This is a genomic window from Rubritalea profundi (assembly GCF_002954445.1).
Lineage (GTDB): Bacteria > Verrucomicrobiota > Verrucomicrobiia > Verrucomicrobiales > Akkermansiaceae > Rubritalea > Rubritalea profundi.
The window spans coordinates 3,951,971-3,977,118 of sequence record NZ_MQWA01000001.1; the positions used below are offsets into that span (position 1 = coordinate 3,951,971).

The window sequence follows — 25,148 nt, forward strand, 5'->3', positions numbered from 1 at the left end:
ATTCCTTGCAATGGCCCTCACGTCAAGCCTACGAGCGCGACATCGAGTAGAAATTCACCTTATACGGCACTTCTAGCGCTATCTCGTACAAAAACCTTCAATTCTAGAAATTCAGCTTTGCATTCTCTCCACCACTAGATCTATGCTCCTAGTTCATGGCAAAAAAGGCATTAGGTAAAGGACTCGGAGCGCTTATCAGCAAGCAGGAATCGCCATCTCCCATCTCCCAGAAGACGGCTCCTAAAAAGGACACTGCTCCCGGCACCCACGATAATGATGTTCGCATGGTTACCATTGGCTCTGTCATCCCTTCACCACTTCAGCCACGTAAACATTTCACCGATAGCATGCTAGATGACCTGATGGATTCTATTCGTCAGCACGGCATCATTCAGCCACTCATCACTCGGATTGTTGGCAATAAATTAGAACTTATTGCTGGCGAACGCCGCTGGCGCGCGTCCAAGAGACTTGGCCTCAAGAAAGTCCCAGTCATCATCCGCAAGGTAGACGACCAAGACGTGCTAGAAATGGCACTCATCGAGAACCTCCAGCGTGAAGATCTCAATCCTATCGAAGAAGCAGCCGGTTACATCCGCCTCGCCAAGGAATTTAAAATGAAGCAGGACAGAATTGCTGAGCGCGTGGGTAAGTCCCGTGCCAGCGTAGCCAATGCTATGCGCCTGCTCGACCTCACCCCTGAAGTTCAGGTATTCCTCTCAAAAGGGCTAATCACTGTAGGTCACGCCAAGGCTGTCCTAGCGATCAAAGAACCAGTCGCCCAAGTCCAAACCGCTGAAATCATCATCAAGAAGAAGCTCACTGTCCGCGCAGCTGAGAAGCTCGCTCAGGACTTCAACAATCCGCCAGCCGAGCCAATTCCTAACAAACACGCCCCCTCAGCAGCCGACCTCGCCATCATCAAGAAGGTTCAATGTCAGTTAGAAAAGGACTTCGCCACCAAGGTCAACCTCCACCACACCGGTAAAAAAGGAAAGATCGAGATCGAATACAGCGGCAACGCTGACCTCAATCGCATCCTCGAACTCCTCGGAGTATCAATCGCGCATTGATCCCCTTCCCCTAACCCTCTGCTTGCCCACCTTCTCACCGATCCACGACAAGCATGATCGAGAGTCTAAGCACTCGAGCACGCTTTTCATTTCAATTTAAAGCTATGTTCATTCCAGCGCGTTTTCTCGCACTCTCCCTCCTTTCTCTCCTACTCTGTGGCTGCAAAGACAGTTCGTCTTCCCCACAAAGTGTCAGCCAAGGTGTCCCACTTCAGCTCGGCGGAAAAGAAATTGCCGATAGGATAGCGCGCAAAGCCTATTCCCACACCGAAACTATTCTTAGTTTCGGTCACCGCCAGCCAGAATCCGCTGGACTCGATCAATCCCGAGCCTATGTCATCGCTGAACTTAAAAAGCACGGCTGGACTAGCGTCGAACAGAAATTCAAAAAGATGACACCCAAAGGAGAAATTCAATTCTCTAACGTCATCGCCCGCTACGCTCCAAACCCTGGCCAAAACCCATGGGGCCGCAGTGTCACTGGTGTCCTAGCCGCCCATATTGACTCTAAGATCCTGCCAAACTTCCTCGGAGCCGACGACGCGGCGTCCAGTGTTGCCACCATCGTGGCCCTCGCTGAGCACCTGCACAAAAACCATCCAACCGCAGCCAAACAACTCGAACTCGTTTTCTTCGATGGCGAAGAAGCGGTCGGACCTAACATGGCATTTCAGGTCGATGGACTCTACGGCAGCATCCATTACTCACGCGCCGTTCAGTCAAGTGTCGCGCAAGCCATCAGCCCCTACAAGAAAGCACCACAGTTCGGTATCGTGCTCGATATGATCGGTCACAAGAACCTCACCATCAAAATCCCCTCCGACACTCCTAAGAAACTCGCACGCAGCTATGATGCCGCACGCAGCAAGCTTGAGCTCAAAAACCACTTTGGCAAAAGTTCTGGCTCATTCCTCGACGACCACTACCCCATGATTGTCATCGCAGATATCCCAACAATCGACCTCATCGGTGATTTTTCCGCCAATAAATGGTGGCATACCTCTGCCGACAACATGGACCTCATTTCGAAAAAGAGTCTCAGCATGAGCATCCATATGACTCTGGAAATCCTCTCCAACCATCTCTAGGTGAATGACACGCGAAAAATACTGACATTACCGTAATTCTCACAGCGAAAAAAAGAACACTTTCACAGCACTTTTAGGTTGTCAAATCCAGCGCCACCCCTTACACAACGCGCACCGCAAAGCAGCTAATGTTTGCTAGCGGTAATCACTACAAAGTGGCCCATTAGCTCAGTTGGTAGAGCAACGGATTGAAAATCCGTGTGTCCTTGGTTCGAATCCGAGATGGGCCACCACTTTAAACCCTGCTTCTACGCAGGGTTTTTTGTGTCCAGATTGTAGCTTCGGAGGAGTGGTGGTAGTCCTTTCCGTGGCACTCCAACCATTCGCCTTTTCGATGGAAAGTGTGAGACGCCCAACCCACACTCTCAATACCAATTTCTATTGGCCAATAAGTCGAGCCTAGTGATAAATTGGAAGCGGCCTCACGGCTATAGAGTAAGAAAACCATGAAAAAAAGCCCCTAAACCTATACGGTATAAGGGCGAATCAATGGTACTCCCTACAGGACTTGAACCTGTGACCTACGGATTAGAAATCCGTTGCTCTATCCAGCTGAGCTAAGGGAGCGCATTAAAAAAGTAAAAAAAGTGCCACCCCCGGAGTGGAGCCAGAGGCAGCGGGGATTTGGTACTTCCATAATTTGTCGATGGCAAGCTGAATCTTGTATTTGCGGTAAAATTTCCTCCATACGACAATAAATGGGCTCTTCACGCGCTACGCATGATCAAACTAGATAAAGGCTGAAGAATTCCTATATACGAATTGGGTTTGCTAGAGATTGGTGGATATTAGATATTACTCAATATTCTTAGGTTTCAACTTGAGTTGAATCAGATCGAACAAAACTACCGCTAAGCTATATGGCGGTAGATTTTGATCCATTCTCTTTAATTTGCAGACTGGAGAGATGCGTAGGCATACGTCATGCATAGCGCGTGAAGAGCCAATAAATGTGAGTGCTCGGTGGCTGCGGCGCTCGACAGGATTAACCAACTTTTTCAGAATTGAGTAAATAATCATAATTACTCATCGATAGAGCCATGGATTCCTAGTTCATTTTAGTGGGTATCAGCTGATGAGTTTTGTGAATCCAGTGGAATTCTGATAATTCTGTCTAAAGCGGTGTAGGGTCGATCTATTCTGTTGATTACTGAGTTCGGGGTTGCTTGTGTGGGTTTTTCTCTTTAGTCCAGCCAGTCCACACACAAAGTTTTTCTATGTTTCAATTTAAAAAAAAACGCGGCAACCTGAAGGACGACTGTCTTTCGGGATTCACTGTCTCTCTAGTACTTGTCCCCGAGCTATTGCCTTTTCGTTTATTGCGGGGGTTAGCCCGATCATTGGCCTCTGGTCAGCCGTATTTGTCGGCTTCATCACAGCTGCTTTTGGTGGCCGCCCAGGCATGATCTGTGGTGCCACTGGTGCTATCGCAATCGTCGCTGCTCAGGCATACCAGCTCGGCGCCGCTACTGGGATCGAAGGGATGGACTACAAGTACCTCTTCATCGCGCTGATTCTGGCTGGTATCATTCAGACGACTATTGGCCTGTGCAAACTGGGACGGCTGATTCGACTGGTCCCCCACCCGGTTATGATGGGATTTGTTAATGGCCTCGCGGTAGTGATCGCGCTGGGCCAGTTAGTCTTCTTTAAAAATAAGGATGGCTCGTGGATTGAGGGATCGTCACTAGCAATGATGGTTGGTTTGGTGGTTCTTACGATGGCTATCATCGTGTTCCTACCTAAGCTCACTAAGGCTGTCCCTCCTTCACTCATGGCTATTTTAGCAGTGGGTCTTGCCACGTACTTCGGAGTAGTGGATGGACGTACTGTGGCTGACGTCTTGGAAACTCTCTCTAAAGATGGCTCACGGACTTTTGATACAGGCCTTCCAACCTTTCAAGGAGGCCTGTTCGGCGGTGTGACTTTTGATTGGGCCTTCTGGAAAGGCATCCTGCCGATCTCTATCACAATTGCGATTGTCGGTTTGATCGAGTCATTACTTACTCTCCAACTGATCGATGAGATCACTGACAGCCGAGGTAAATCCAACCGTGAGTGTCTGGCTCAGGGTGCTGCTAATATGGCTTCAGGCTTCTTCGGCGGCATGGGTGGTTGTGCTACTATTGGTCAATCGCTTCTCAACATGAAGTCTGGTGGTCGTGGCCGAACATCAGGCATCGTCGGTGCGCTTTCGCTGGCAGCGTTCATTCTATTCGGATCTAAATTCATCCTAGCGATTCCTATTGCCGCCCTTGTGGGTGTGATGTTCATGATTGTTATTGCGACCTTCGAGTGGTCGACCTTCAAGACAATCGGCAAGGTTCCCAACTCTGATATCTTCGTGATCCTAGTGGTGACCTTAGTGACCATTTTCTCACACAACTTAGCACTGGCAGTGCTCTGCGGCATCATTGTCTCAGCACTCGCATTTGCAGTGAAGAGCTCACAGCACGTCACAGTTGATGTGGTCAAGGACACGGACGATGAGAAAGTTTACGCGGTCGAAGGTATGATTTACTTCGCCTCCGTCAGTGACTTCGTTGAGAATTTTAAAGCGAGGAGCGATTCCAAAAACATAGTAATCGACTTTGAGAAGGCGCGCATCTGTGACCACTCAGGTATTGATGCCATCCATGCGATGTCCGAGCGCTACCGCAAGGTTGGCAAGACACTGCACCTGCGTCATCTCTCGGCCGACTGCCGCAACATGATCAAGCGTGCTGGCACCTTGGTAGATATCGAGGTTCTTCCTGACGATCCAGACTACAGCGTGGCGCGTCTTCGTTCAGACAAGTAAGTCCGCGCAGTGCCCATTTTTACAGCTCCAACGTGATTCTTTCACGTTGGAGTTTTTTTGTTTTGCGCCACTAGCTTGGCTTTCGTACTAACAATCCAATGGATGAGCAAAAGAAGCGTGGGCTATTGATTGTGGTGGAAGGAATTGACGGCACAGGAAAGTCCTCGCAGGTCAAAATGCTAGCTGATGCGCTACGCTCAATCGGTGAGGACGCCCTCCAGGACCGTGAGCCATCCGATGGACCATTTGGAAAAATACTCCGGGCTTCAATGACTGAGGGCCGATTTTCTCCTGATGCAGAGCTCGAGATGTTTCATAAAGACCGTAGGCAACATGTGAATGATGTCATTCTTCCTGCTCTTGAGGCTGGTACGCATGTGGTGCTGGATCGGTATTACTTTTCCACCATGGCCTACCAAGGTGCTAATGGCTTTGATGTTGCTGAGTTGCGCGAGACGAATGAGTCCTTCGCTCCAGCTCCCGATATTTTATTTATCCTCGATCTCGATGTCGACCAAGCGCTCGAACGCATTGGCACACGTGGCGACGAGGCCAACGAATTTGAACAACGCGATGCCCTTCAATTCTGCCGCGATGTCTTTCTGAGTGTGAAAGATGAGTCCTACGCGAGGGTCATCGACTCCAGCCCATCGATCGAGACGATTCATGCTGAGATGCTGAAATTAGCTCTGGCTGAAATTCATTAGTGTGACGCGATAAGCAAGCCACTTCGTATCGCTATTGTTGGCTTCGGTAGTGCCGGCGCCGCGAGTGCTATTCTACTGGCACGCGATGGCCATGCCGTGAGCCTATTTGAAAGGGCTCCAGAAACTCCCCCATCGGCGCTGGATTTCTACTGCAACCGACTGGTCTAGCAGTCCTCAAAGAGCTTGGGATATACAATGATGTATTGCCTATGACGACGGTCATCAACCAACTCCACTGCATCAACGACCGTGGAGCGACCATGCCAGACCTTCACTACGGAGAACTTTGCCAGGGCATCGCTGGGGCTGGGACCCACCGCTGCACACTTTTTGAGCATCTGGAGAAAGCCGTCATTCAGGCTGGTGTTCGTCTTCACTGGGGGACCGAAATCTCCAAAATTCAGACGAAGGGAAATATCGATCAGCTGATCGACACAGAGGCTAACGGCCATGGCCCATTTGATTTACTTTTAGTCTGTGATGGATCGCGCTCGACTCTGCGTGACCAAATAGGTCTCCCCTACTCGCATAGACAATTCCCGTGGGGGGCGTTGTGGTTTATCGGGAAACGCACTGAGGCCTTTCACTCTAATTAGCTGTGGCAGCCGGTCAGTTCCACCGATAAGCTCTGCGGGCTGCTGCCGACTGGAACCGAGCACGATTTACTAAGCCTCTTTTGGTCGATACGGATGGATAAAGTCGAGCAATGGCGTGACACCCCGCTCGATGAATGGAAGGAGTCGGTTCTCAAGCTCGCACCGCAGGCAGAGGGATTTCTACAGCAAATCAACAGCCACGATGACTTGTCTGTCGCTAGTTACCACGATGTGGTGATGAAAAAATGGCACACTAACAATGTGGCTATATTAGGAGACGCTGCCCATGCTCTGAGCCCGCAATTGGGACAAGGAGTCAACCTCGCCTTGGTGGATGCTAGCACCCTAGCGCAATGCCTAAGAGAGTTAGATCTCCCCGAGGCGCTCACGAGTTACTCCGAGAGGCGGAAAAAGCATCTCGCCTTTTACCAACGTGCCACACGCTGGGCGACGCCATTTTTCCAATCAGACTACAGGTTGTTAGGAACAGCCAGAGATCTCTCCTTCCCAGTGATGAATTCTCTGCCATGGGCAAGAAAGCAGATGACGGCGACAATGGCTGGGCTGAAGACCGGCCCGTTCGGCATACTGTCTCCGGATAATTTCGTTTAGCATCTGAGCTAGTCGAATGTATTTATTTTATGCAGGGTTATCAGAATTTTGACAGAATTCAAAAAATCTTAAACGATGCCTTGATTTCTCCGTTGGAGAGGTCGTGTGACGGTGGTTTCTAACCGCCTAGTCCGTAGTTGATATATTTTGGTTTGGCGGTTGGAAACCACCGCCACGGAGGTCACTAGCGAATAGAAACTCGCACCTATCCATATCATGAGAATCATGTTATACGACAAAAAGCACTAAAGGCTTGGAGCTATTTGGCGAGTAATTTTTCGGTGTACTTAGCCAGAAGGTCAGCCTCGAGGTTTACTGGCTTGGCTACGGGACAAGCGTGTAAGTGTGTGTGCTCGAAAGTGTGCGGTGTGATCCAGAAGACCGCACTGCTGTCTGTGAGTTCAGCGATTGTAAGTGAGATACCATCGATAGCGATGGAGCCTTTATCGATGCAATACTTGTGAATTGATTCAGGGAGAGCGACTTCGAAACGATGGTCCTGCCCGTGTTTGGAGAGATCGAGAATCGAGCCAGTGTCGTCGACGTGGCCTTGTACAAAATGTCCGCCGAGGCGGTCGTGTGCTCTAAGAGCGCGCTCGAGGTTGACCACAGAACCCACTTCTAGCTCACCTAGTGAGGTGACTTTGAGCGTCTGAGCTAGGAGATCAAATTTGGCTGAATCATCATCAAATTCAGCGACTGTGAGACAGCATCCATTGGTGGCTACAGAGTCACCGAGTGCGAGTTCACTAGCGAAAGGTATAGCAATGGTGAAGCGTGATTGCTCGCCAAGGTTTTCGATGTGAGTGATGGTGCCGGTAGTTTCGACAAGTCCTGTAAACATGATGATGTGATGGTAAAAAAAAGCCCCGACATTGTCGAGGCCTGTAGATTGATTTTAGTGAGGGAGACCGCTGTGAGCGTCGTGATGAGTGTTGAGGCCTGCATCAGTATGTTCAGCATCGTGCTGGTCTTCAGCATGCTCGTCGTGGTGTTCTACACCGTCAAGAGGATCCACAGTCATACCTTTGGATGGAATAAGCATGAAACATGCTCCCATAATGACCGTTGGGATTAGGGCTGCTTTCACCAGCTTGAACGGCACTACACCACCCTTGAAATGCTTACCGAGGATTGACTGACCCGCTGGGTTAGGCGCGTTGGCAATGACCGTGAGACCTCCACCAGTAACAGCACCTGCTAGGATAGCGTACTTTGCTCCAATAGAGAGACCTGGCGCTTGTGAGGCAAGGTAGGTGATCGCGGCATTGTCGTTGAATGCTGTGAGCACAGTGGAGCCGATCATGAGGATGTACTTGTTATCGATTGATGTGATCAATGGCTCAATCCACCAGGACTGGCACTTACCATGAATCACGAGACCTGCGAGGAAGAAACCAACCAAGAGTGGCGACTTCATACTCACCTCATTCTGGTGATGACCAGTAGTCTGGGTGAATCCGAGGAAGAACACGAATCCAAGAATGAAGAGTGGTGGATCGTGCGCGTTGAGCACAGTCCATGCAAGGAATACGATGTGGATGAATGTGACAAAAAATGGGATGGCGTCTTCACGCTCAGCCCACAGTGGACGTCGTGTTTCCTGACCGTCTTCTGCAGCCAATGCTTTGAAATGTTTTTTGTAGATGAAGAAGTAGAGGGCGTTGGCAATGAAGATACCGACCACAGCTTTGAGTCCAAAGTTGAGGAACATGTATTCCAGTCCGAAGTTCCACTTACTAGCAACCATCAAGACTGGTGGAGCCGCAAAGTGTGAGAGCGTGCCTCCGACAGATATGTTGACGAAGAGCAAGCCAAGTGTGGCGTAGGCGAAGTTCGCTGGTGGATTTTTATCGAAGAATCGCTTAGCGAGCAACATAGCAGCGATTGTCATCGCTGCAGGTTCGGTAATAAATGAACCAAGAATCGGAGCGATAGTGATGATGGAGATCCACCAAGCTGCTGGGCCGCCACCAAAGAGTCGAGCCACTGAGCCGATGACTCTTTCTGAGAATCGAACCACTGGGCGAGTTGCAGCAATCGCCATGATGACCACGACAAACACAGGCTCGATAAAGTTCACGTCACTACCGAAGTAGAGCTGGATCTGATGGTAGCCATCTAGGAATCCATCAAGACCTTCACCGAGGAAACCAAAGAAATAGTAGATGGATATAACCAGAGCTGCTACCCAGAGACCGAAGATAACTTCGACTTCTCCGAGGAAGTGCAGAGCCTGAGCTCTGAATGAGACATCATCCTGCGCGTCATCTTCGAGTTTAGCGCAGGCTGTGCGACCTTCTTTTTTGATGCGGACCTCGTGTTTTTCTTGATGGTGATGCGCCATATTTACAAAAAATCCAGCCAAGAATGTGTGAAGGATAGCGCAAACGAAAATGATTGAGGCGACAAGGTTGAAGCCATTTTGCTGCATTGAGCGGTAGGAAAGAGTCTCACCAAGGTCGATTTTACCATCATCGGTGAGTTTTTTATCATAGTAGCCCAAGGGGAGTGGGAATTCGGCAAATTGGTCTTCTGTGAGACCGTATTCACCAGCTTTGTAGGCTGGTTGCTTTTGTGCGGACGCCATGGCTAGTGAGCTAAGCCCAATGAGGGCCATCATGGCGAAAATGAGGTGTTTGTAGGTGCTCATAATAAATGTAAGTTTGTGTGTGTTGTGAAATAAACGTATATTGTCAATCCAGCAATGCTTATTTGTGTCGTTGTTTCCGAGAATGGTGGCTTGAATTGCCTGCCCGCTTTGATATGCCTGAGAGCATGCAGCAACTCCTTCGTCTACTCGCTCTGGCAACCACGGCATGCACCATAGCATTTGGCTTCACTAGCTGTGCTGTCATCGGTAGAAATGCGCAAGGTGTAGGGGATGAGCTCAAGAACCTCACGGGGTTCGGCGAGGACGATGAAAAAAAGGAAAACAGCTCGAGCTTGAAGGATCTAGCAGACATCCAAGCTACCTTGACGACCGACTCTAGCCAGCTCTACAGTGAAGATAAAATCGTCTGGGCTGACGAAGATCCTGACAAGCCGATGGCTGAGCTCGAAGAAATTTGGAAAATAGGCCCGCAAGATAATTGGCACGAGAGCTATACCGAGGCCATGCGATTAGCGCGTAAAAATGGCAAACCGGTTCTGCTATGGTTCACCAATTCACACCGAAATACAGCGGCCAAGTCTCTGGATAATGAGCTCTTTTCTCATTCAGAATTTGAGGACTGGGCTGCCGAAAATGTCGTACGACTGCGCATGGATAGTAATATTAACGAGGATGATGAGCGGCGGAAAGATAAAAAACAAAAGTACATCAACCAACTCCGCAAGCAATACAAGGTTATGGGCTCACCCGTTGTACTGATGCTGTCACCTCGTGGGACACAATTCGGCAAGTACAGAGGCTACAAGACAGGAGGGTCTCTCTTCTATTTTGGCCGATTGAAGTCGGCCCATCGCAATGCTCTGGCTGACTACGGCAACTGGCGCGAAGAATATGAAGCAAAAGGCTACAGGATTTGGCACGACAACAAAGGCCGTAAGGTTTTTGCCAAGCCCGTTTCTTTAAAATCTGGCGAAATTACCCTCAAAAACCCTGAGGGGAAACGCTCAAAAACAAGCCTCAAAAAGCTATCACCCGCTGACCAAGCTTGGGTCGCCGACTATGTGAAAAAGCAAAAGAAGTAGTCTCTAACACCGAGTGGTATAATAGCTATAGGCTGAGTAGACGTTCGACACGGATGAAGTCCGAGGTCAGTGGGAATGTCAAAGGTCTAAAAGTCGAAAGTCAGGTTTCATCGCGTGGTCGCGATTGTTGAGCAGAGTTCTTTCCTACTACCTAAGCAGGAAGTAAAACCCGATTGCAGCGCCGCCAATCCAAACCGCAATGATGTGGGCTACACCAAAGGAGCGTGCACCAGGGCTTTCGGCTGGATCATCTTTATGGGGGCCAAACAAAACATTGTAGCGAGCCACCAGCCAAGCTCCGAGTGAAAACCAAAAGAGAAGAAAGAGGATGAGTCCGATTTTTATGATCATGGTGTAGTATAATGTGTGGTAAATCTCTCCCCTTTAACTAGCGAGTAGCCAGCCTAGGGAATCTCGAGTATTCGTGGATTTCGTGTTATGAGTGGTAAAGGAATTTCAACGCAACAACATTCAGCAGTGTGAGTAACACTAACAAGTAATCTGTATAGTCTGCTAAATCTGTGGTTGAGACTAGCTTCATCGTTCCGGCAGCTTTCGTGCTATTTGTTGTAAAGAGTATCATCGCAACAGCCTTTAGCTGTGAGAGGAGAAACTACATGATTTCTTCCACGAATTCTTGCTTATTAAAGCGTTTGAATTGGTGGGCTTCTTCGCCCATGCCGATATAGCGTGGGGCGATATTGAGATCTTGGTAAATCGAGACGATAATGCCGCCTTTACCCGAGCCGTCGAGTTTGGTGACAACTAGGCTATCGAGCTCGATTACCTTGTTAAATTCGCGTGCTTGCTGCAGCGCGTTACCACCCGTAGTAGCGTCTACCACGATCATCTTTGTGTGTGGTGCACTAGGGTCTTGCTTAGCGATGGTGCGTTCGATTTTTTTCAACTCAGCCATCAAGTTGTGCTTAGTGTGGAGTCTGCCAGCAGTATCGAGAATCAGGAATTGTGCACCCGTGTTGATTGCCTCTTGGTGGGCTTTGTAGCAGACGGAAGATGGATCGGCTTTGGGAGCACCCTTGACGATAGGGATTTGCACTCGCTCAGCCCAGACTTCGAGCTGCTCTACTGCTGCAGCACGGAAGGTGTCCGCGGCGGCTACCACTACGGAATACCCTTGTTCTTTAAATGAGGTCGCCAGTTTAGCGGTCGAAGTGGTCTTACCAGTACCATTGACTCCCACCATCAAAATGACGTGAGGTAGTCCATCAGTGCGCGGAGTCAAATCGCTGAGATCATCAGGAAGAATCTCAGCGATGTGCTTCTTAGCAGACTCCACCACATCTTCACCAGAAATTTTGCGTCCAAGGTCTTGTAGTTCATCGACAATAGTCATTGTCAGACGAGCGCCGAGGTCGGCCCCTATGAGATCTGCTTCTAGCTCTTCCCAGTCGATTTCCGCGCGGTTGCGGACCTTGTTGATGAACTTCTTAAAAAATCCTGCCATAACTAGTCCCCCTTACGCCCAGATCCAGATCTGGTCAAGAACTGCTCGGCACTGAATATCGCAGACACAGCAATTTATTAGACTGAATTATCAGGATCCCTCTGGACTTACGAAAATTCTCACGAAAATTCACTAGAGGGAACCTCCGTTAAAAACCATCAGCGGTGCCCTCAAGGGCGCCATCCCAAAAGCAATTTCTAGCAATCTCCGTCTCAAGCTCTGTCTATTCAATTCAATTTGACTTTCTATCAGCTTCAGAATTTTCTGGCTTTGCCCCCTGCTGGATAAGTAATCAAGCATAGATTACCGAAAGATTACCGTTGGAATCCGTGTATGACTCTTCACTTGTGCGGTCTCATCAGACGAAATATCTTTTATGAAATACGTTACAAGAACCTAAGCCCTCAGAAAAAATCAACTCAACTGCAAAGCATAAACAAACTTATGAAAAAACAGAAGATGACAGCTATCTGCGTTTTACTGGTCGCCACAGTGATCGGAACACCAAACGTATGGGCAAAGAAAAAGAATCCCAAAACGCCCGAAGTGCAACTTACCCAAGCGGGCCAGCAACTCGAGTCTCAGTACTCCAAGCAACTCGAATCCCTCAAGGCAGAAATATCCAAGGCCTTACCGACAGTCGACGGGCGGAAGAAGTATGACTTTCTGAAGTCTCGTGAGGTCGAAGTGGCTGCAGAGGCTGCGGTCAGTGCGGCTCAGAATCTTATGAGTGGTATCCATAAGGCGGAAGCTTCAGTCAAGCATGCAACAGGCAAGTGGATCGGTGGAGCCGACAAGGGGATCAAAGCGTCGACAGCAAAGCTGAAAATGGCTAAAACGGATGCCGAACGCCAAGCCGCGCAAAAAGAATTAGTCACATGGCAGAAGAATCGCGAAGCCGGAGTCTCAGCGCTCAAAGAGCGCCAGGCAATCTTGGACGAGGCCAAACGTGATGAGTCCAAAACGAAGAAGGCATTGAAGGATGCGCAGGAAGCGCTTGCTCAGGCCAAGGCCGCTACTTCGAAGGCAATTAAGAACCTCGGTCTGAATTCTTTACTTTCAAGTGATAAACTGGATGCCAAACTTGCGCAGTATGTCGTACTTATGGAAGCCACTCCACGCGGTCTGGCGGCCTTCTCCCAAAAAGGTGATGAGCAGCGGAAGCTTATTGATAAGATGTTGTCCACTGACGATCTGCTGGTGCAAATGGCAGTCGCAGACGGTGCCAAGGGTGGCAAATACGGCCAGGCGATGCAGATCTACCAAAACATCTCTAAGGCGAGTGAAAAGGTTGCTGAAGGTCCATTGCACCGATTAGCACTAGCGATCAGCTTGGAACACGCAGTTCCCGTTAAGCAGCGCAACGCTGTCGCCAATACAGAGGCAGCCGCCACCGTAGATCCGGTCAAACGCTACCTGCATTTTGAGAAGGCTTTTCTGGCTGGTGATCTCGATCCAGCTTTCAAGGATCTCAGCACATGGGACTACCGCATGGTAATCGATGGCGAGGAACCGGATGAAATCCTCACCTGGGGTCGCGAGATGCTGCGCAACTACCGTCCCGACCAAATCACCAAGCCCGACTACCGCTGGCGCTACGTCGAGGCAGTTCGGAGCGATATTCGCTATGGATCACAGGACAACAAATACGACAAACCTGAGCTACAATTCTTCCAAAATATCCTGATGAATGGCGGAGTCTGTGGACGGCGCGCTTTCTACGGCCGCTTCATTCTTCGCTCCTTCGGAATCCCGGTCACGGCGCGTCCTCAGCGCGGTCATGCTGCACTGGCACACTGGACACCCAAGGGCTGGGTGGTCTGCCTCGGCGCAGGCTGGGGTAGCGGATGGACGAAGACTCAATATAACAAAGATCTTGATTTCCTCGCCACCACGCAAGCGCGTGCAGTCGGCAAACCATTCATGCAGGTCAAGCGTGCTCAGTGGATTGGTGACAGCATAGGTGAGTCGCGGGTGTTCGGTTTCCAATCCAAAACCAAGCCCGGCTTATGGTATGGAGCCTCTCTCTATACTCAGAAAGGTATGATCGAAGCGGCCAAGACTAAAACCTTAGCCGCCGTCGGCGAGGACATCGGCGAAGCTAACGAGACTAAAGAGAAAGTTGTCATAGCCAAGGTGACTATGTCCGATAAAGACCGGAAGGTCTCCGTCGACAGTCAAGGCGTGATCACCATCCCTGCTGTGGCCACCAGCAAGCCAACCAAGAGTACAGCCAAACTTATCTTCATGAACAGCCATCTCGGCGGTAAGCAACTACACTACAGCCGTACCGGCGGAAATCAGACCTTCGAATACACCTTCGACGCCCCTGCTGCAGGCGAATACGTGCTCACCGCACGAGTAGTTTCACCTAGCTGGAAACAGCAGTTACAGCTCGCAGTGAATGGCTCTGAAAAGCAGACAGATATCGCGTTACCTCACACCGTCGGTATGTGGGACAAGACCCAACCGGCTAATGTTACGCTCGTCAAAGGCAAGAACGTACTGGCTTTCTCACGCGATCATGAAGGCCTCAAGGGAGTGTCCATCAAGGATTTCACACTGACACCCTTGAACTAAGAAACGATTATCTTAATCTAATCTCAAACGGCGGGGCTAAGGCTCCGCCGTTTTTTGTCTGCCGGTTTATGTGCTGGTTGGTCACTGAGATGAACATTGCCGACCGTCCGTCCAGTTTGTCATTGGCCGCACGAAAATTCACCCATAGCGCTGGTCAGAAATTTCATGACATATTCCTCATTCCAACACTAATGTGATCGAAGATGAAAAATTATTTATGGTGCAACTTCCTGGCGCATTTCCCAGTCGCCGTAACTTTGTTCCTCTTCGCCTCGTCGTTGTTGGCAGAAGACTCAGCTCAAATAAAAACCTCAGCGGAGAAACAAGCACCGTTTTCATTCGTGCAAATGTGCGATACTCAACTGGGTATGGGCGGCTGCGAACACGATGTCATGACCTTCAAACTGGCGGTCAAACAGATCAACGCGATGAAACCCGACTTTGTCGTCATCTGTGGCGATCTTGTGCAAAAGGCCAACGACAAGTCCTTCGCTGACTTCAAAGCCATAAAAGCCGGCTTCGTGCTACCCTGCCACTGCGCCGCCGGACACACCCACAAACAGATCACCAACGAATACAAAGGCATTCAATTGGTGAATGGTGAATGGTGAAACAACCAGTAGGAACAATGACCGCCGCCCCATGGGTTTCCGGCTCTGGAATGTTGACTCCAAGAACGGGCTGCGTCACCAATTTGTAGAATTAGAGGGAATGACGAAGGCGAAGTGACGCACCTGCTCAGCCACATCAATGATAGCTGGCAGGCGGCGATTGGTTTGCCGTCAGCTCCGGCTCATCGCTGTGAATTCTACGGCAACCTCGACCGTCTTAGTCAGCGCGTCTTGGTCGACGAGGCATTCCCCTTTCAGATTCGACAGGTGAATGAACCCAGCGGGGATTTCCGGTGACACCCAGAGTGCCTGGTGGATGATCTGATAGAAGAGAAAGTTGCAGAGGAAGGTGCCAGCGTGGGCGGAATTTGTGACGGGTAGATTGGCGTGGGCCAAGGCTTCGTTGAGAAGCTCGATGGGCAGGGTGCTCCAGTAACCGGCTGGGCCATTGGGGATGACCTGCGTGTTGGATGGGAGCTTACCGTCGACGTCCTCACCTCCAGTCAAATTGATGGCGATCTGTTCGAGTGCTATGCCTTCGATGGGGGCGACGCCAAAGGCAAGGACGGCAGCTACGTCCTCAGTCCAGGCTTCAAGAAGGAGATCCAATGCCTCGTCCCATGATACAGGAAGTCGCACTTTGCACAGCTCCCAACCAGCAGGGAGAACGGGCTTTGCGGCCTCTACGGCAAGCCATGCAGGGTTGGCGGTGAGATCACCCCAAGCATCGAATCCACTGACAAGAATGATTGGCATCGTCAAAAACGTTCAGAAAAGTTTGGCCCGGGGTTGCCCATGGACCATCCCCCAGAAAACCGATAGTGAGTCCTCAAACCCAATATGATCCGACTGCTAGGAATTTGTTTTTTGGCTAAGGTGATCAAGGTTATTTTTTCTTATATGACTCGGATAATTCTGCGGGTCGGGCCTGGTCGAGTTTGCGAATGACGCCAAGCAGGGTTTCGTAACTGGCCTTTGCTTTTCCCTCTAGTTGGTCGATCTCTAACGATTTTGGCTGGTAGGGAACCGAATAGTCGAGAAACTCGATCTTCCCCTCCCCCTTCATCCGGCGGATCATGTGCGTCTGGGTTCGGGCTAACACCTTGCCCTCCCACCAGACGTAGGTCCACGGTTTTTTGCGACCAGATTTCCCCTGGAGGGTGCTCCAGAAGCTGACGCCATCGATGGGGCGTGCAGTCGGAATCGCGATTCCACCGGCCTCACACATGGTGGGAAACATGTCTGAGAAGTCGACCAGGGCATCACTGACGGCGCCGCTCTGGACTTTCCCTGGGTAGCTGACGATGAGAGGGACGCGCGTGCCGTTGTCGTTCATCTGTCCCTTGCCAAACTTGATTTTTTTCCCATTGAGTGAAGTGATGATGGGCCTGTCAGTGCCGTTGTCTCCGGTGAAAATGACGATGGTATTTTCCCGCAGTTTGTGTTCCTCAAGTTTGGCGATGATGCGTCCGACCACCTTGTCCATGTGGTGAACCATATCGGCGAAGTGCTTCGGATCGCCTTTGTAGGTTTCCGCCCCCTTCGATTTGGGATCCCAGTCCTTGCTATCCGGAGTCGGGGTGAACGGGCAGTGGGTCAGCAGCATCGGGTAGTAAGCGAGGAAGGGTTTTGCTTTGTTTTTTTCTATAAAGTCGCAGATGAAGTCGGCGCAGACATCGGGGCCGTATTCGCCGTTGTCATAATCTTTGAGCTCACCGTTGATCTCAACCCTTGGATTGCTGAAACGAGTGTCATGGTCTTGCCCCTCGCGGGTGCGTTTACGCGTGTGCTGCCAGAGGCACGACTGGTCGAAGCCAAAATGTTGCGGGGCATTCTTTTCACTACCAAGCTGCCACTTTCCGGCGATACCGGTAGTGTATCCGGCCGCCTTGAACGCGTGAGCAAACGTCTTTTGTGTCCGATCCAATTTTCCGAAGCGCACGTAATTGCGGACATTGAACATACCCGTCATGATCTTCACCCGGCTAGGAGTACAAATCGGATTTGAAAAGCAGTTGGTAAAACGGACACCGTTGGCTGCCAGTTTATCCAGCACTGGGGTTTGGTAATCATCGGATCCGTTGGCACCGATACACTCGAAACCCAGATCATCGGCCATGATTAGGATGACGTTGGGCTGGTCCGTCCGCGCATCGGCTAACGAGCCAACGAGCCATGCCATCATCCACAGATATTGACATTTGATTAGAAAATTCTTCATAACTTTGGCAGGCTATGCCGTCTTATTTCCGTTGCCAGTAAAAAAGAACTCTTTGAAATAGTAAACTTGGAAGTCACAGCCTACCCCCCACACTTTTGGATTCATCTCGGTGCACTTTAGGCGTATTCTTACAAAATCAACACCGACAAAAAAAACGCTGTAACCTTTAGAGTTACAGCGTTTAAATTGGTTGCGGGAGTAGGATTTGAACCTACGACCTTCAGGTTATGAGCCTGACGAGCTACCTGGCTGCTCCATCCCGCGATTGAAATTTTGCCAGTCGCCAGAGTGGTTAAACCCCAGTGGCGAGACCCTCTCGGGTGCGCCGGAAGCTAGTACTGATTTTAGGATTCCGCAAGCTCTTTCTGCATTAAAAAGTAAACTTTCTTTAAGCAGTGAAGAGTAAATCTTCATTACTCCTTGTGGCCAGATGACTTCATGAATTCGATGAGCTCAGGATCACGCTGAGGATATTTATTGAGGATGCGCTGCCCCTCTTCATATGGGAACGCAAATTCCATCCAAACATTCTCAAGAGTGTAAATGACGATAGTTGGCTTGCCTGTTCCTGAGTTAGTTCCCTCAGCTAACACAAAGTTTCTGATAACTTCGTGTTTTACACCTTTAAGTAAGTGCGCAAATTTTTCCATCGATACGATTGCACGAAGTGCAGCCGGGTCAACTTCGACCTTGGGCATACCAGTATCTGGCCCCTGCATGGAAGTGGGGGGTTTAGGCTCCTTTTCATTGACTGCTGCGGCGAATGGATTGTGAAAGCCTTGAGCGCTGGCGGGGCCAATGGCTACTGGGCCTGTTATTGGGCCAGGCCACTGAACATTTCCCGGTCCAGGAATCGCTTGAGTCCCGGTCTGAGGTCCTGGGATTTCAGCCTTAGCTGGATTGGGTATTGCTGACTTAGTCGCCTGTTGCTTTGTCTCTTCCTCCACTGCGTGATCTACAGCGCTGACCACATCAGCGTAGTTACGATCTGCGGCTTCTTCAGAAACAACACCAGCACCTTCAACACTGCCGCCAAACTCTTCGAGTAGGCTGCGATAGCTGATGAGTAATTCATCTCTGCTGGTCCAAGGTATCACTGTATTTGAACCCTCAGGTTCAAAAAATGTACCTTTCCCATCAATGAAATGTTCAATCATTTCATGATCTAGGTTCAACTTCGTTTTACGCCATTCCGTGTGGAATACGCGCTCTATCTTCTCCAGGAGGTCCTGTACTTTATTTTTAAGAACGTCGTCGCTCATTGTTAGTAAACATGTTTGGGGGAATTTTTATTCTGGGTTATCTACCAGAAAGAGACAAGTCGATTTCTGGCTGCGGCTTTTGATACTCCGAACAAAGCTTAACCAATCTGGCTAATACTCCACTCTAGTTCCTCATTTGCATGCATGGGGACTACATGTTGATTATGTCCGACATAGGCTGGCGGCACTTGAAAACGCTCATTAGTGACCGTGATCAGCTTCTCTGTAGGTTTTATTCCATAGAGTTTCTGAGCATTATCGCTGATGAACACCTGTAGGTTATCCAACTTATCGTGTTTGTCAAAGAGTTGTGCCAATCGGGCGATGGCGATCGGTGCGGTAAAGACACCAGCAGCACACCCACAGCATTCTTTTTTCTCAATCGGGTGAGGTGCAGAATCACTACCAAACATCAATCTTGGGTGAGCCTCTAAAGCGGCCTGAAGAAGAGCTTCCCTGTCTTCAGGTCGTTTAGCGATTGGCTTACAGAAAAGGTGTGGATCGAGCATACCACCAGCGACATCATCTAAGGTAATAATGAGGTGCTGGAGAGTTACTGTGGCTCGGAGATTCTCGTGTTTATCGAGCATTTCCACAGCATCAGCGGTGGTGATGTGCTCCATGGTGATATTTAGTTTGGGGAACTTTTTTGCTAAGTAGTCGTAGCTTTCTAGAAATTCCTTCTCGCGGTCCATCACAAAACCGTGTGTCTCACCGTGCACCATGAGTGGGATTCCCATTTCCTCCATCATTTTGAAAGTCGGCTCAACTGCATCAATCGCTTTGACGCCTGCTTCACTATTTGTGGTAGCTCCAGCTGGATAGAGCTTAATACCTATCATGTGTTCCTTCGCTATCGCTAATTCTTGTTCTGAGTACTGACGGAAGAACAACGCCATATAAGGATCAAATTGATGCTGACCGACAGCATCTACGATACGTTGCTTATATTCCAATAATCGGTCAAGATTGTCCACTGGTGGCACAAGGTTTGGCATGATGACTGCTCCTGAAAAGGATTCAGCAGTCAATGGCGCGGCCAGCTTGAGCATATCTCCATCGCGCAGATGAAGGTGCATATCCAGTGGTGAGCGGAGAGTGATTTGCTTAGGCATATAAATGGTCTACAAGTGAAGGTGACACAGCTTATAAAAGTGTCACGGAAAAGTTATGCGTGAGTTGGAGTTATCCCCTAGCGGCCCTCCTCGGCATCCATGAAATCAAAGAAGCTGCAAATGTCGTTACGGTGGGCAAGACCAGCAGTTTTCTTACGGTCAGCAAGACGCTCGGACAAGTGATCACGGAAACCCAGATTCCGAGCAAAACTACACCACCAATCTTTCTGAGGAGATTCTGGCTTTACTCCATTTTCGTAGGCCCAGTCGAGAGCTCCTTGATCGTCTAGACCCTGTGTGACTATCGCTTCTACTAGACTCGCATACTCAATTTTAAGTAGTTGGCAGGTATAGAGGTCGAGTACTTTACCTAAGTTCTTGTGATAATCTTGGTGTAGCTCCCCCACTGCGCGAAGGCGGATCTTGTGACACATTCTAAGAAAATACGGGAGTTCATCGATCTCATCTTTTGAACTACGTGGAAATGTGATGTTTTCAGCCATAGAAGTCATCATCAATTTTACCACCCTTTCGTCAAGCTGGATGTCCCGCTCAGACACCGCCAACCGACAGCATATTTCAATGAGTCGATTGAATGCCTAATTTACTCTCACCCCTGCGACTCAGAGTCAGTTCGTTACACAAAAAAGCCCCTCCAGCATTGATCTGCTAAAGGGGCTGAAATATTTGAATTCATTTCAATAATTAGGCATCGCCGTACTCTTCCATTCCTGCACAGGAACAGACGAGATTACGATCACCGTAGACGTTGTCGATACGCCCGATGTATGGCCAGAACTTATGACTACGAAGGCTATCCACAGGATAAGCCGCCTTCTCGCGTGAGTATGGACGATCCCAGGCATCACTGATCACAATTTGTGCGGTGTGCGGTGCGAGCTTGAGAACGTTGTTTTCTTTATCAGCAGTGCCATCGATCACTTCTTGGATCTCGCCATGGATGTTGATGAGTGCGTCACAGAAGCGGTCGAGCTCCTGCTTTGACTCAGACTCAGTAGGCTCGATCATGAGTGTTCCAGTTACCGGGAAAGACATGGTTGGTGAATGGTAGCCGTAGTCCATAAGACGTTTAGATACGTCTTCAACGGTAATTCCAGAATCAGCAGAAAGCGGACGGAGGTCGATGATACACTCATGGGCTACGAGACCTTTGTTACCTGTGTAGAGAACTGGGTAGAACTCGTTGAGGCGCTTAGCCACGTAGTTGGCATTGAGGATAGCAATCTTGGTTGCCTCAGTGAGACCTTCGCTGCCCATCATAGCGATATACATCCATGAAATGACATTGATGGAAGCTGAACCATAGGCTGCAGCACTGACTGCTCCAACCTTGTTCTCTTCACCAACGTGACCAGGAAGGTATGGCACAAGTTGCTCAGCAACACCGATAGGCCCAACACCTGGACCACCACCACCGTGTGGAATACAGAATGTCTTATGAAGATTGAGGTGGCATACGTCTGCCCCAATTGCACCTGGGCTAGTGAGACCAACCTGCGCATTCATGTTGGCGCCATCCATGTAAACCTGTCCGCCATTGTCGTGAATGATCTGGCAGATTTCTTTAATGGTAGATTCGTAAACACCGTGGGTGGACGGATAAGTCACCATCAAACAGCCAAGATTCTCACCAGACTTCTCAGCTTTCGCCTTAAGGTCAGCCACATCTATATTCCCCTGCTCATCACATTTTACAGGAATCACCTTGAAGCCAGCCATAACCGAGGAGGCAGGGTTAGTTCCGTGAGCGGATGTTGGAATGAGGCAATCTATACGCTGTTTATCGTCATTTGCATGGTGATAGCGGCGGATCGCTAACAACCCAGCGTACTCACCTTGGGAGCCCGCATTTGGCTGAAGTGAAACAGCCGCAAATCCTGTGATTTCAGCGAGCCAATCAGACAGGCTGTCGAGCATATCCAGGTACCCATGAGTCTGATCTTCAGGCGCAAATGGGTGCATGTTAGAAACGGTAGGCCAGCTGAGTGGAATCATTTCTGATGTCGCGTTCAACTTCATAGTGCATGAACCAAGCGCTATCATTGACTCATTGAGTGCTAGGTCACGCTTCTCGAGACGTGCTAGGTAACGGAGCATCTCGGTCTCTGAACGATAGCTATGGAATACCTCTGCCGTACAGAAATCAGAAGTACGCTCGTTGACTTCATCCCAAGCAACTTCGTCTTCTCCAGGAAGCACTGGTTCCTCAACACCAAAGATGGCGAGTAGTGTCACGACATCGTCGGTCACTGTGGTTTCGTCGAATGCTATACCTACGTGGTCAGCATCGATACGGCGCAGGTTATAGCCCGCTGCGAGCGCTTGCTCGTGGAGATCCTCAGCTTTACCCGGAGTATTAATAGTGAGTGTGTCAAAGAAGCTTTCGTTGACGAGTTCGTAGCCGTTCGCGCAAATTGAAGAAGCGAATGCCTGCGCCATGTAATGCACATTATACGCAATATTACGGAGGCCATCAGGACCATGGTAGACTGCGTACATAGAAGCCATCACTGCGAGCAATACCTGTGCTGTACAGATGTTAGAAGTCGCTTTATCACGGCGGATGTGTTGCTCACGGGTTTGGAGAGCTAGACGATATCCTTTGTTGCCTTGCTGGTCGATAGAGACACCAATGATACGGCCAGGAAGCTTGCGTTTGAGCTTATCGATACATGCGATGTAACCAGCGTGTGGCCCACCAAATCCGAGAGGCACACCAAATCTCTGGCTGCTACCCACTGCGATGTCTGTCCCAAATTCACCCGGAGCAGTGAGAACTGTGAGCGCTAGAATGTCAGCAGCAACGATGGTTGTCGCTTTTGCAGCGTGCACACTTTCGTGGAATGCCGTGTAGTCTTCAACGGAACCATCAGCATCTGGGTACTGAACGATGGTTGCAAAAAGTCCGTCGCAGCTACTTGGGTCAAATGACTTCCAATCACCGACGATCACTTTGAGATCGAGTGGCTCGCAGCGGTTTTTAACAACGTCGATTGTCTGTGGGAAAACTTTATCAGAAACGAAAACTGTCGTTCCTTTTGGCTTTGTGGAACGCGCGAGAGCGACAGCTTCTGCAGCAGCTGTTGCCTCATCGAGCAGTGATGAGTTTGCTAGATCAAGACCAGTGAGATCGGTGATCAGAGTCTGGAAATTAAGCAATGCTTCGAGACGGCCTTGAGCGATCTCAGACTGGTATGGCGTGTAAGCTGTGTACCAACCTGGATTTTCTAACACATTACGCTGAATCACTGCTGGCACTTTAGTTCCATAGTAGCCTTGGCCAATGAAGGACTTTACCACTTCATTCTGATCCATCAGCATATTCAATAGATCGAGAGCATCTGATTCGCTCAGAGCTGCGGGAAGATCCATTTCTTTTTCCTCGCGGATCTCAGCAGGCACAGCGTCTGCGATGAGATCGACAATGCGCTCATAGCCAAGCGATTCGATCATCTGCTGGCGAGTTTCACCGTGTACACCTACGTGACGGCTACAGAAGTCTGTATAAACTGACATATTCTAAATAGTATTATTTGTTAGATTAAAGAGTAGTACGAAGGGCGTACTGAGTACGCAGCACGCCCTTGTCTTCTAGGTAAATTTAAATTCAGATGAGAATTAAGCCCCGATAAACTCGGAGTATGCAGCGGCATCCATAAGAGCCGCCACCTCAGCAGGATCGCTGACCTTAATTTTGAAGATCCAGCCTTTGGCATGTGGATCTGTGTTTACCAATGCTGGATCAGATTCGAGCTCTCCATTTGCTTCTACGATTTCACCCGCAACTGGTGCAAAAATATCAGACGCCGCTTTGACGGACTCAACCACAGCGATGGCTTCTTCGGTTTCGCACTCGCGGCCAACTTCTGGAAGCTCTACAAATACGATATCAGTAAGCTCATCTTGCGCGTGGTGTGTGATACCAACAGTTGCGACTTCTCCTTCAAGAAGAACCCACTCGTGATCAGACGTGTAACGGAAATTTTCTGGGACGCTCATAATACTAGTTATTTTTTGTTATATTGATAGATGGATAGGATAAGAATTAGTCCTTCTTGTAAAAAGGTTTTTTAACAACTTTTGCTTCATAGCGCCGGCCTCGGACATCGATGTCAACGAGAGTGCCAATTTTTGCCGAGTCGACAGGAAGGTAAGTCATCGCGACACCTTCTTTAAGACTTGGTGACATGGCACCACTGCTGAGTTCGCTTAGCTGCTCACCGTCTTTAGTAAAGACACCGTAGTGCGCACGTGGCGGCGGGCCTTTACCAGTGTATTTAATGGCGACAAGACGCTCAATGAGCCCCTCTTCTTTTTGCTTACGTAACACATCAACTCCAATGAAGTCGGTGTCGAGTGCACAGAAGAAACCTAGACCAGCTTGGAGCGGTGTGCGCTCGGGTGAGAGGTCAGAGCCGTTGAGCGGGTAGCACACTTCTAGGCGAAGGGTGTCACGCGCACCGAGACCACATGGCTTGGCGCCTGCGTCGACAAATTTCTTAAACCAAGTTGAACCACTCTCCGCTGAGCTGAAGAACTCGAAGCCGTCTTCGCCAGTGTAACCGGTGCGGCAAACAATGCACTTTTCACCATTTTCTTCCCAGGTATCAATACCGTTACGCTTAGGAAGCGTGCGGCCAGGGAAAAGTTTAGCGTAGCAAGCGACAGCGTCTGGTCCTTGCACCGCCATAGCAGCCCATGCGTCACTCTCATTAGTCAGTGTGAGTCCATCTACTAGATGCTTATTGAGCCAGGCAAAATCCACATCGATCATCGATGCATTCACCACGAGGAAGATTTGGTCGTCACCGAAACGGTAAATAATAAGATCGTCGATCACTCCACCCTGCTCGTTTAGCATGAATGTGTATTGGGCTTCGCCGATCGCGAGCTTCTTCGCGTCATTCGCTAGGATGGTATTGAGCCATTCCTCTGCACCAGCACCACTGAGGAAAAACTGGCCCATATGGGAGATATCAAAAATTCCAACAGCCTGACGCACAGCTGCGTGCTCGTCCATGATGCTTGTGTATTGCACCGGCATGTTCCAGCCCGCAAAAGGTATCATCTTAGCCCCGAGCTCCACGTGAAGATCAGCCAAAGGAGTTTGTTGAATTTTGTCTGCACTCATCGAGCGCAAGATGCAAAGTGTGTCATACTCTGTCAACCCTAGTCCAACACTCCAGCTTAGCTTTATTGAAGATTGCTAGTTTCATCACTAAAAACGCCATTTCCAGCACAATTCGGCTAAAATTCGCTCGGATATTTACTCACATTTCTAGCTTGCACCCTCCTCTACAT

Annotated in this window: 20 protein-coding genes, 3 tRNA genes and 1 pseudogene; 10 read left to right on the plus strand and 14 right to left on the minus strand. The window is 49.5% G+C overall.

The window, feature by feature from the left end; all coding sequences use genetic code 11:
* Nucleotides 1–155: 155 nt before the first annotated feature.
* From BSZ32_RS17260 to BSZ32_RS17270, 3 genes are all read left to right on the plus strand, one after another.
* Nucleotides 156–1,073, plus strand: a complete 918-nt coding sequence (locus BSZ32_RS17260) for a ParB/RepB/Spo0J family partition protein (protein WP_105044569.1) — start codon at nt 156–158, stop codon at nt 1,071–1,073.
* 104 nt (nt 1,074–1,177) lie between these two features.
* Nucleotides 1,178–2,161, plus strand: coding sequence for a M28 family peptidase (locus BSZ32_RS17265; protein ID WP_165788921.1), 984 nt, complete (start codon nt 1,178–1,180; stop codon nt 2,159–2,161).
* Nucleotides 2,162–2,318: 157 nt separating this feature from the next.
* Nucleotides 2,319–2,394, plus strand: a tRNA-Phe gene (locus BSZ32_RS17270).
* A gap of 257 nt (nt 2,395–2,651) precedes the next feature.
* Here BSZ32_RS17270 and BSZ32_RS17275 read toward each other — a convergent pair.
* Nucleotides 2,652–2,728 (minus strand) — tRNA-Arg (locus tag BSZ32_RS17275).
* A gap of 650 nt (nt 2,729–3,378) precedes the next feature.
* Between BSZ32_RS17275 and BSZ32_RS17280 the strand changes: the two are divergent.
* The 4 genes and pseudogenes from BSZ32_RS17280 to BSZ32_RS17295 all read left to right on the plus strand — a co-directional run bounded on the left by BSZ32_RS17280 (nt 3,379) and on the right by BSZ32_RS17295 (nt 6,876).
* A pseudogene (locus BSZ32_RS17280) lies at nt 3,379–4,961 on the plus strand (SulP family inorganic anion transporter).
* A 98-nt stretch (nt 4,962–5,059) separates the two neighbouring features.
* A complete protein-coding gene (gene tmk, locus BSZ32_RS17285; RefSeq protein WP_105044571.1) occupies nt 5,060–5,668 on the plus strand; it encodes a dTMP kinase in 609 nt (202 codons plus the stop codon).
* Between the two features lie 209 nt (nt 5,669–5,877).
* Nucleotides 5,878–6,264 carry an FAD-dependent oxidoreductase gene (locus tag BSZ32_RS17290; RefSeq protein WP_105044572.1) on the plus strand — a complete coding sequence of 129 codons (387 nt, stop codon included), beginning with the start codon at nt 5,878–5,880 and terminating at the stop codon, nt 6,262–6,264.
* 42 nt (nt 6,265–6,306) lie between these two features.
* Nucleotides 6,307–6,876, plus strand: a complete 570-nt coding sequence (locus BSZ32_RS17295; RefSeq protein WP_338066261.1) for an FAD-dependent oxidoreductase — start codon at nt 6,307–6,309, stop codon at nt 6,874–6,876.
* A gap of 259 nt (nt 6,877–7,135) precedes the next feature.
* Here the strand turns inward: BSZ32_RS17295 and BSZ32_RS17300 are convergent, their stop codons facing one another.
* Nucleotides 7,136–7,720 carry a riboflavin synthase gene (locus tag BSZ32_RS17300; protein WP_105044574.1) on the minus strand — a complete coding sequence of 195 codons (585 nt, stop codon included), beginning with the start codon at nt 7,718–7,720 and terminating at the stop codon, nt 7,136–7,138.
* 54 nt (nt 7,721–7,774) lie between these two features.
* Nucleotides 7,775–9,529 (minus strand): putative Na+/H+ antiporter, encoded by a 1,755-nt coding sequence (locus tag BSZ32_RS17305; RefSeq protein ID WP_105044575.1) that lies wholly within the window; start codon nt 9,527–9,529, stop codon nt 7,775–7,777.
* 125 nt (nt 9,530–9,654) lie between these two features.
* On the opposite strand from BSZ32_RS17305, the gene BSZ32_RS17310 reads away from it, so the two are divergent.
* Nucleotides 9,655–10,572, plus strand: coding sequence for a thioredoxin family protein (locus BSZ32_RS17310; protein WP_165788922.1), 918 nt, complete (start codon nt 9,655–9,657; stop codon nt 10,570–10,572).
* Between the two features lie 147 nt (nt 10,573–10,719).
* Here the strand turns inward: BSZ32_RS17310 and BSZ32_RS17315 are convergent, their stop codons facing one another.
* Nucleotides 10,720–10,923 (minus strand): hypothetical protein, encoded by a 204-nt coding sequence (locus BSZ32_RS17315; RefSeq protein WP_105044577.1) that lies wholly within the window; start codon nt 10,921–10,923, stop codon nt 10,720–10,722.
* Nucleotides 10,924–11,185: 262 nt separating this feature from the next.
* On the minus strand, nt 11,186–12,037 hold the full coding sequence (gene ftsY / locus BSZ32_RS17320) for a signal recognition particle-docking protein FtsY (RefSeq protein ID WP_105044578.1): 852 nt from the start codon (nt 12,035–12,037) through the stop codon (nt 11,186–11,188).
* 444 nt (nt 12,038–12,481) lie between these two features.
* On the opposite strand from ftsY, the gene BSZ32_RS17325 reads away from it, so the two are divergent.
* Nucleotides 12,482–14,617 carry a hypothetical protein gene (locus BSZ32_RS17325; protein ID WP_129589818.1) on the plus strand — a complete coding sequence of 712 codons (2,136 nt, stop codon included), beginning with the start codon at nt 12,482–12,484 and terminating at the stop codon, nt 14,615–14,617.
* A gap of 203 nt (nt 14,618–14,820) precedes the next feature.
* Nucleotides 14,821–15,228, plus strand: coding sequence for a metallophosphoesterase family protein (locus tag BSZ32_RS17330; RefSeq protein WP_105044580.1), 408 nt, complete (start codon nt 14,821–14,823; stop codon nt 15,226–15,228).
* A 171-nt stretch (nt 15,229–15,399) separates the two neighbouring features.
* On the opposite strand, the gene BSZ32_RS17335 is transcribed toward BSZ32_RS17330, so the two are convergent.
* The 9 genes from BSZ32_RS17335 to gcvT all read right to left on the minus strand — a co-directional run bounded on the left by BSZ32_RS17335 (nt 15,400) and on the right by gcvT (nt 24,978).
* Nucleotides 15,400–15,984, minus strand: a complete 585-nt coding sequence (locus BSZ32_RS17335) for a pyroglutamyl-peptidase I (protein WP_105044581.1) — start codon at nt 15,982–15,984, stop codon at nt 15,400–15,402.
* A gap of 130 nt (nt 15,985–16,114) precedes the next feature.
* The gene (locus BSZ32_RS17340) at nt 16,115–17,449 is read right to left on the minus strand and encodes a sulfatase family protein (RefSeq protein ID WP_206018893.1); all 1,335 of its coding nucleotides are present in this window, start codon (nt 17,447–17,449) and stop codon (nt 16,115–16,117) included.
* Between the two features lie 187 nt (nt 17,450–17,636).
* Nucleotides 17,637–17,713, minus strand: a tRNA-Met gene (locus BSZ32_RS17345).
* 149 nt (nt 17,714–17,862) lie between these two features.
* The gene (locus BSZ32_RS17350) at nt 17,863–18,711 is read right to left on the minus strand and encodes a hypothetical protein (protein WP_105044582.1); all 849 of its coding nucleotides are present in this window, start codon (nt 18,709–18,711) and stop codon (nt 17,863–17,865) included.
* Between the two features lie 98 nt (nt 18,712–18,809).
* Complete coding sequence (gene pyrC, locus BSZ32_RS17355; protein WP_105044583.1) at nt 18,810–19,826, minus strand: dihydroorotase; 1,017 nt, start codon at nt 19,824–19,826, stop codon at nt 18,810–18,812.
* A 77-nt stretch (nt 19,827–19,903) separates the two neighbouring features.
* Nucleotides 19,904–20,329, minus strand: coding sequence for a DUF5069 domain-containing protein (locus BSZ32_RS17360; protein WP_165788923.1), 426 nt, complete (start codon nt 20,327–20,329; stop codon nt 19,904–19,906).
* A gap of 202 nt (nt 20,330–20,531) precedes the next feature.
* Nucleotides 20,532–23,363, minus strand: a complete 2,832-nt coding sequence (gene gcvP, locus BSZ32_RS17365) for an aminomethyl-transferring glycine dehydrogenase (protein ID WP_105044585.1) — start codon at nt 23,361–23,363, stop codon at nt 20,532–20,534.
* Nucleotides 23,364–23,465: 102 nt separating this feature from the next.
* On the minus strand, nt 23,466–23,846 hold the full coding sequence (gene gcvH / locus BSZ32_RS17370; protein ID WP_129589820.1) for a glycine cleavage system protein GcvH: 381 nt from the start codon (nt 23,844–23,846) through the stop codon (nt 23,466–23,468).
* 46 nt (nt 23,847–23,892) lie between these two features.
* Nucleotides 23,893–24,978: a glycine cleavage system aminomethyltransferase GcvT gene (gcvT, locus tag BSZ32_RS17375; RefSeq protein WP_105044587.1), complete on the minus strand. Its 1,086-nt coding sequence runs from the start codon at nt 24,976–24,978 to the stop codon at nt 23,893–23,895.
* Nucleotides 24,979–25,148: the final 170 nt, after the last annotated feature.

Coding starts and splice junctions, on each gene's coding strand:
- BSZ32_RS17260 (WP_105044569.1), top strand. CDS start 156: ATGGCAAAAAAGGCATTAGGTAAAGGACTCGGAGCGCTTATCAGCAAG.
- BSZ32_RS17265 (WP_165788921.1), top strand. CDS start 1,178: ATGTTCATTCCAGCGCGTTTTCTCGCACTCTCCCTCCTTTCTCTCCTA.
- tmk (WP_105044571.1), top strand. CDS start 5,060: ATGGATGAGCAAAAGAAGCGTGGGCTATTGATTGTGGTGGAAGGAATT.
- BSZ32_RS17290 (WP_105044572.1), top strand. CDS start 5,878: ATGACGACGGTCATCAACCAACTCCACTGCATCAACGACCGTGGAGCG.
- BSZ32_RS17300 (WP_105044574.1), bottom strand. CDS start 7,720: ATGTTTACAGGACTTGTCGAAACTACCGGCACCATCACTCACATCGAA.
- BSZ32_RS17305 (WP_105044575.1), bottom strand. CDS start 9,529: ATGAGCACCTACAAACACCTCATTTTCGCCATGATGGCCCTCATTGGG.
- BSZ32_RS17310 (WP_165788922.1), top strand. CDS start 9,655: ATGCAGCAACTCCTTCGTCTACTCGCTCTGGCAACCACGGCATGCACC.
- BSZ32_RS17315 (WP_105044577.1), bottom strand. CDS start 10,923: ATGATCATAAAAATCGGACTCATCCTCTTTCTTCTCTTTTGGTTTTCA.
- ftsY (WP_105044578.1), bottom strand. CDS start 12,037: ATGGCAGGATTTTTTAAGAAGTTCATCAACAAGGTCCGCAACCGCGCG.
- BSZ32_RS17325 (WP_129589818.1), top strand. CDS start 12,482: ATGAAAAAACAGAAGATGACAGCTATCTGCGTTTTACTGGTCGCCACA.
- BSZ32_RS17330 (WP_105044580.1), top strand. CDS start 14,821: ATGAAAAATTATTTATGGTGCAACTTCCTGGCGCATTTCCCAGTCGCC.
- BSZ32_RS17335 (WP_105044581.1), bottom strand. CDS start 15,984: ATGCCAATCATTCTTGTCAGTGGATTCGATGCTTGGGGTGATCTCACC.
- BSZ32_RS17340 (WP_206018893.1), bottom strand. CDS start 17,449: ATGAAGAATTTTCTAATCAAATGTCAATATCTGTGGATGATGGCATGG.
- BSZ32_RS17350 (WP_105044582.1), bottom strand. CDS start 18,711: ATGAGCGACGACGTTCTTAAAAATAAAGTACAGGACCTCCTGGAGAAG.
- pyrC (WP_105044583.1), bottom strand. CDS start 19,826: ATGCCTAAGCAAATCACTCTCCGCTCACCACTGGATATGCACCTTCAT.
- BSZ32_RS17360 (WP_165788923.1), bottom strand. CDS start 20,329: ATGGCTGAAAACATCACATTTCCACGTAGTTCAAAAGATGAGATCGAT.
- gcvP (WP_105044585.1), bottom strand. CDS start 23,363: ATGTCAGTTTATACAGACTTCTGTAGCCGTCACGTAGGTGTACACGGT.
- gcvH (WP_129589820.1), bottom strand. CDS start 23,846: ATGAGCGTCCCAGAAAATTTCCGTTACACGTCTGATCACGAGTGGGTT.
- gcvT (WP_105044587.1), bottom strand. CDS start 24,978: ATGAGTGCAGACAAAATTCAACAAACTCCTTTGGCTGATCTTCACGTG.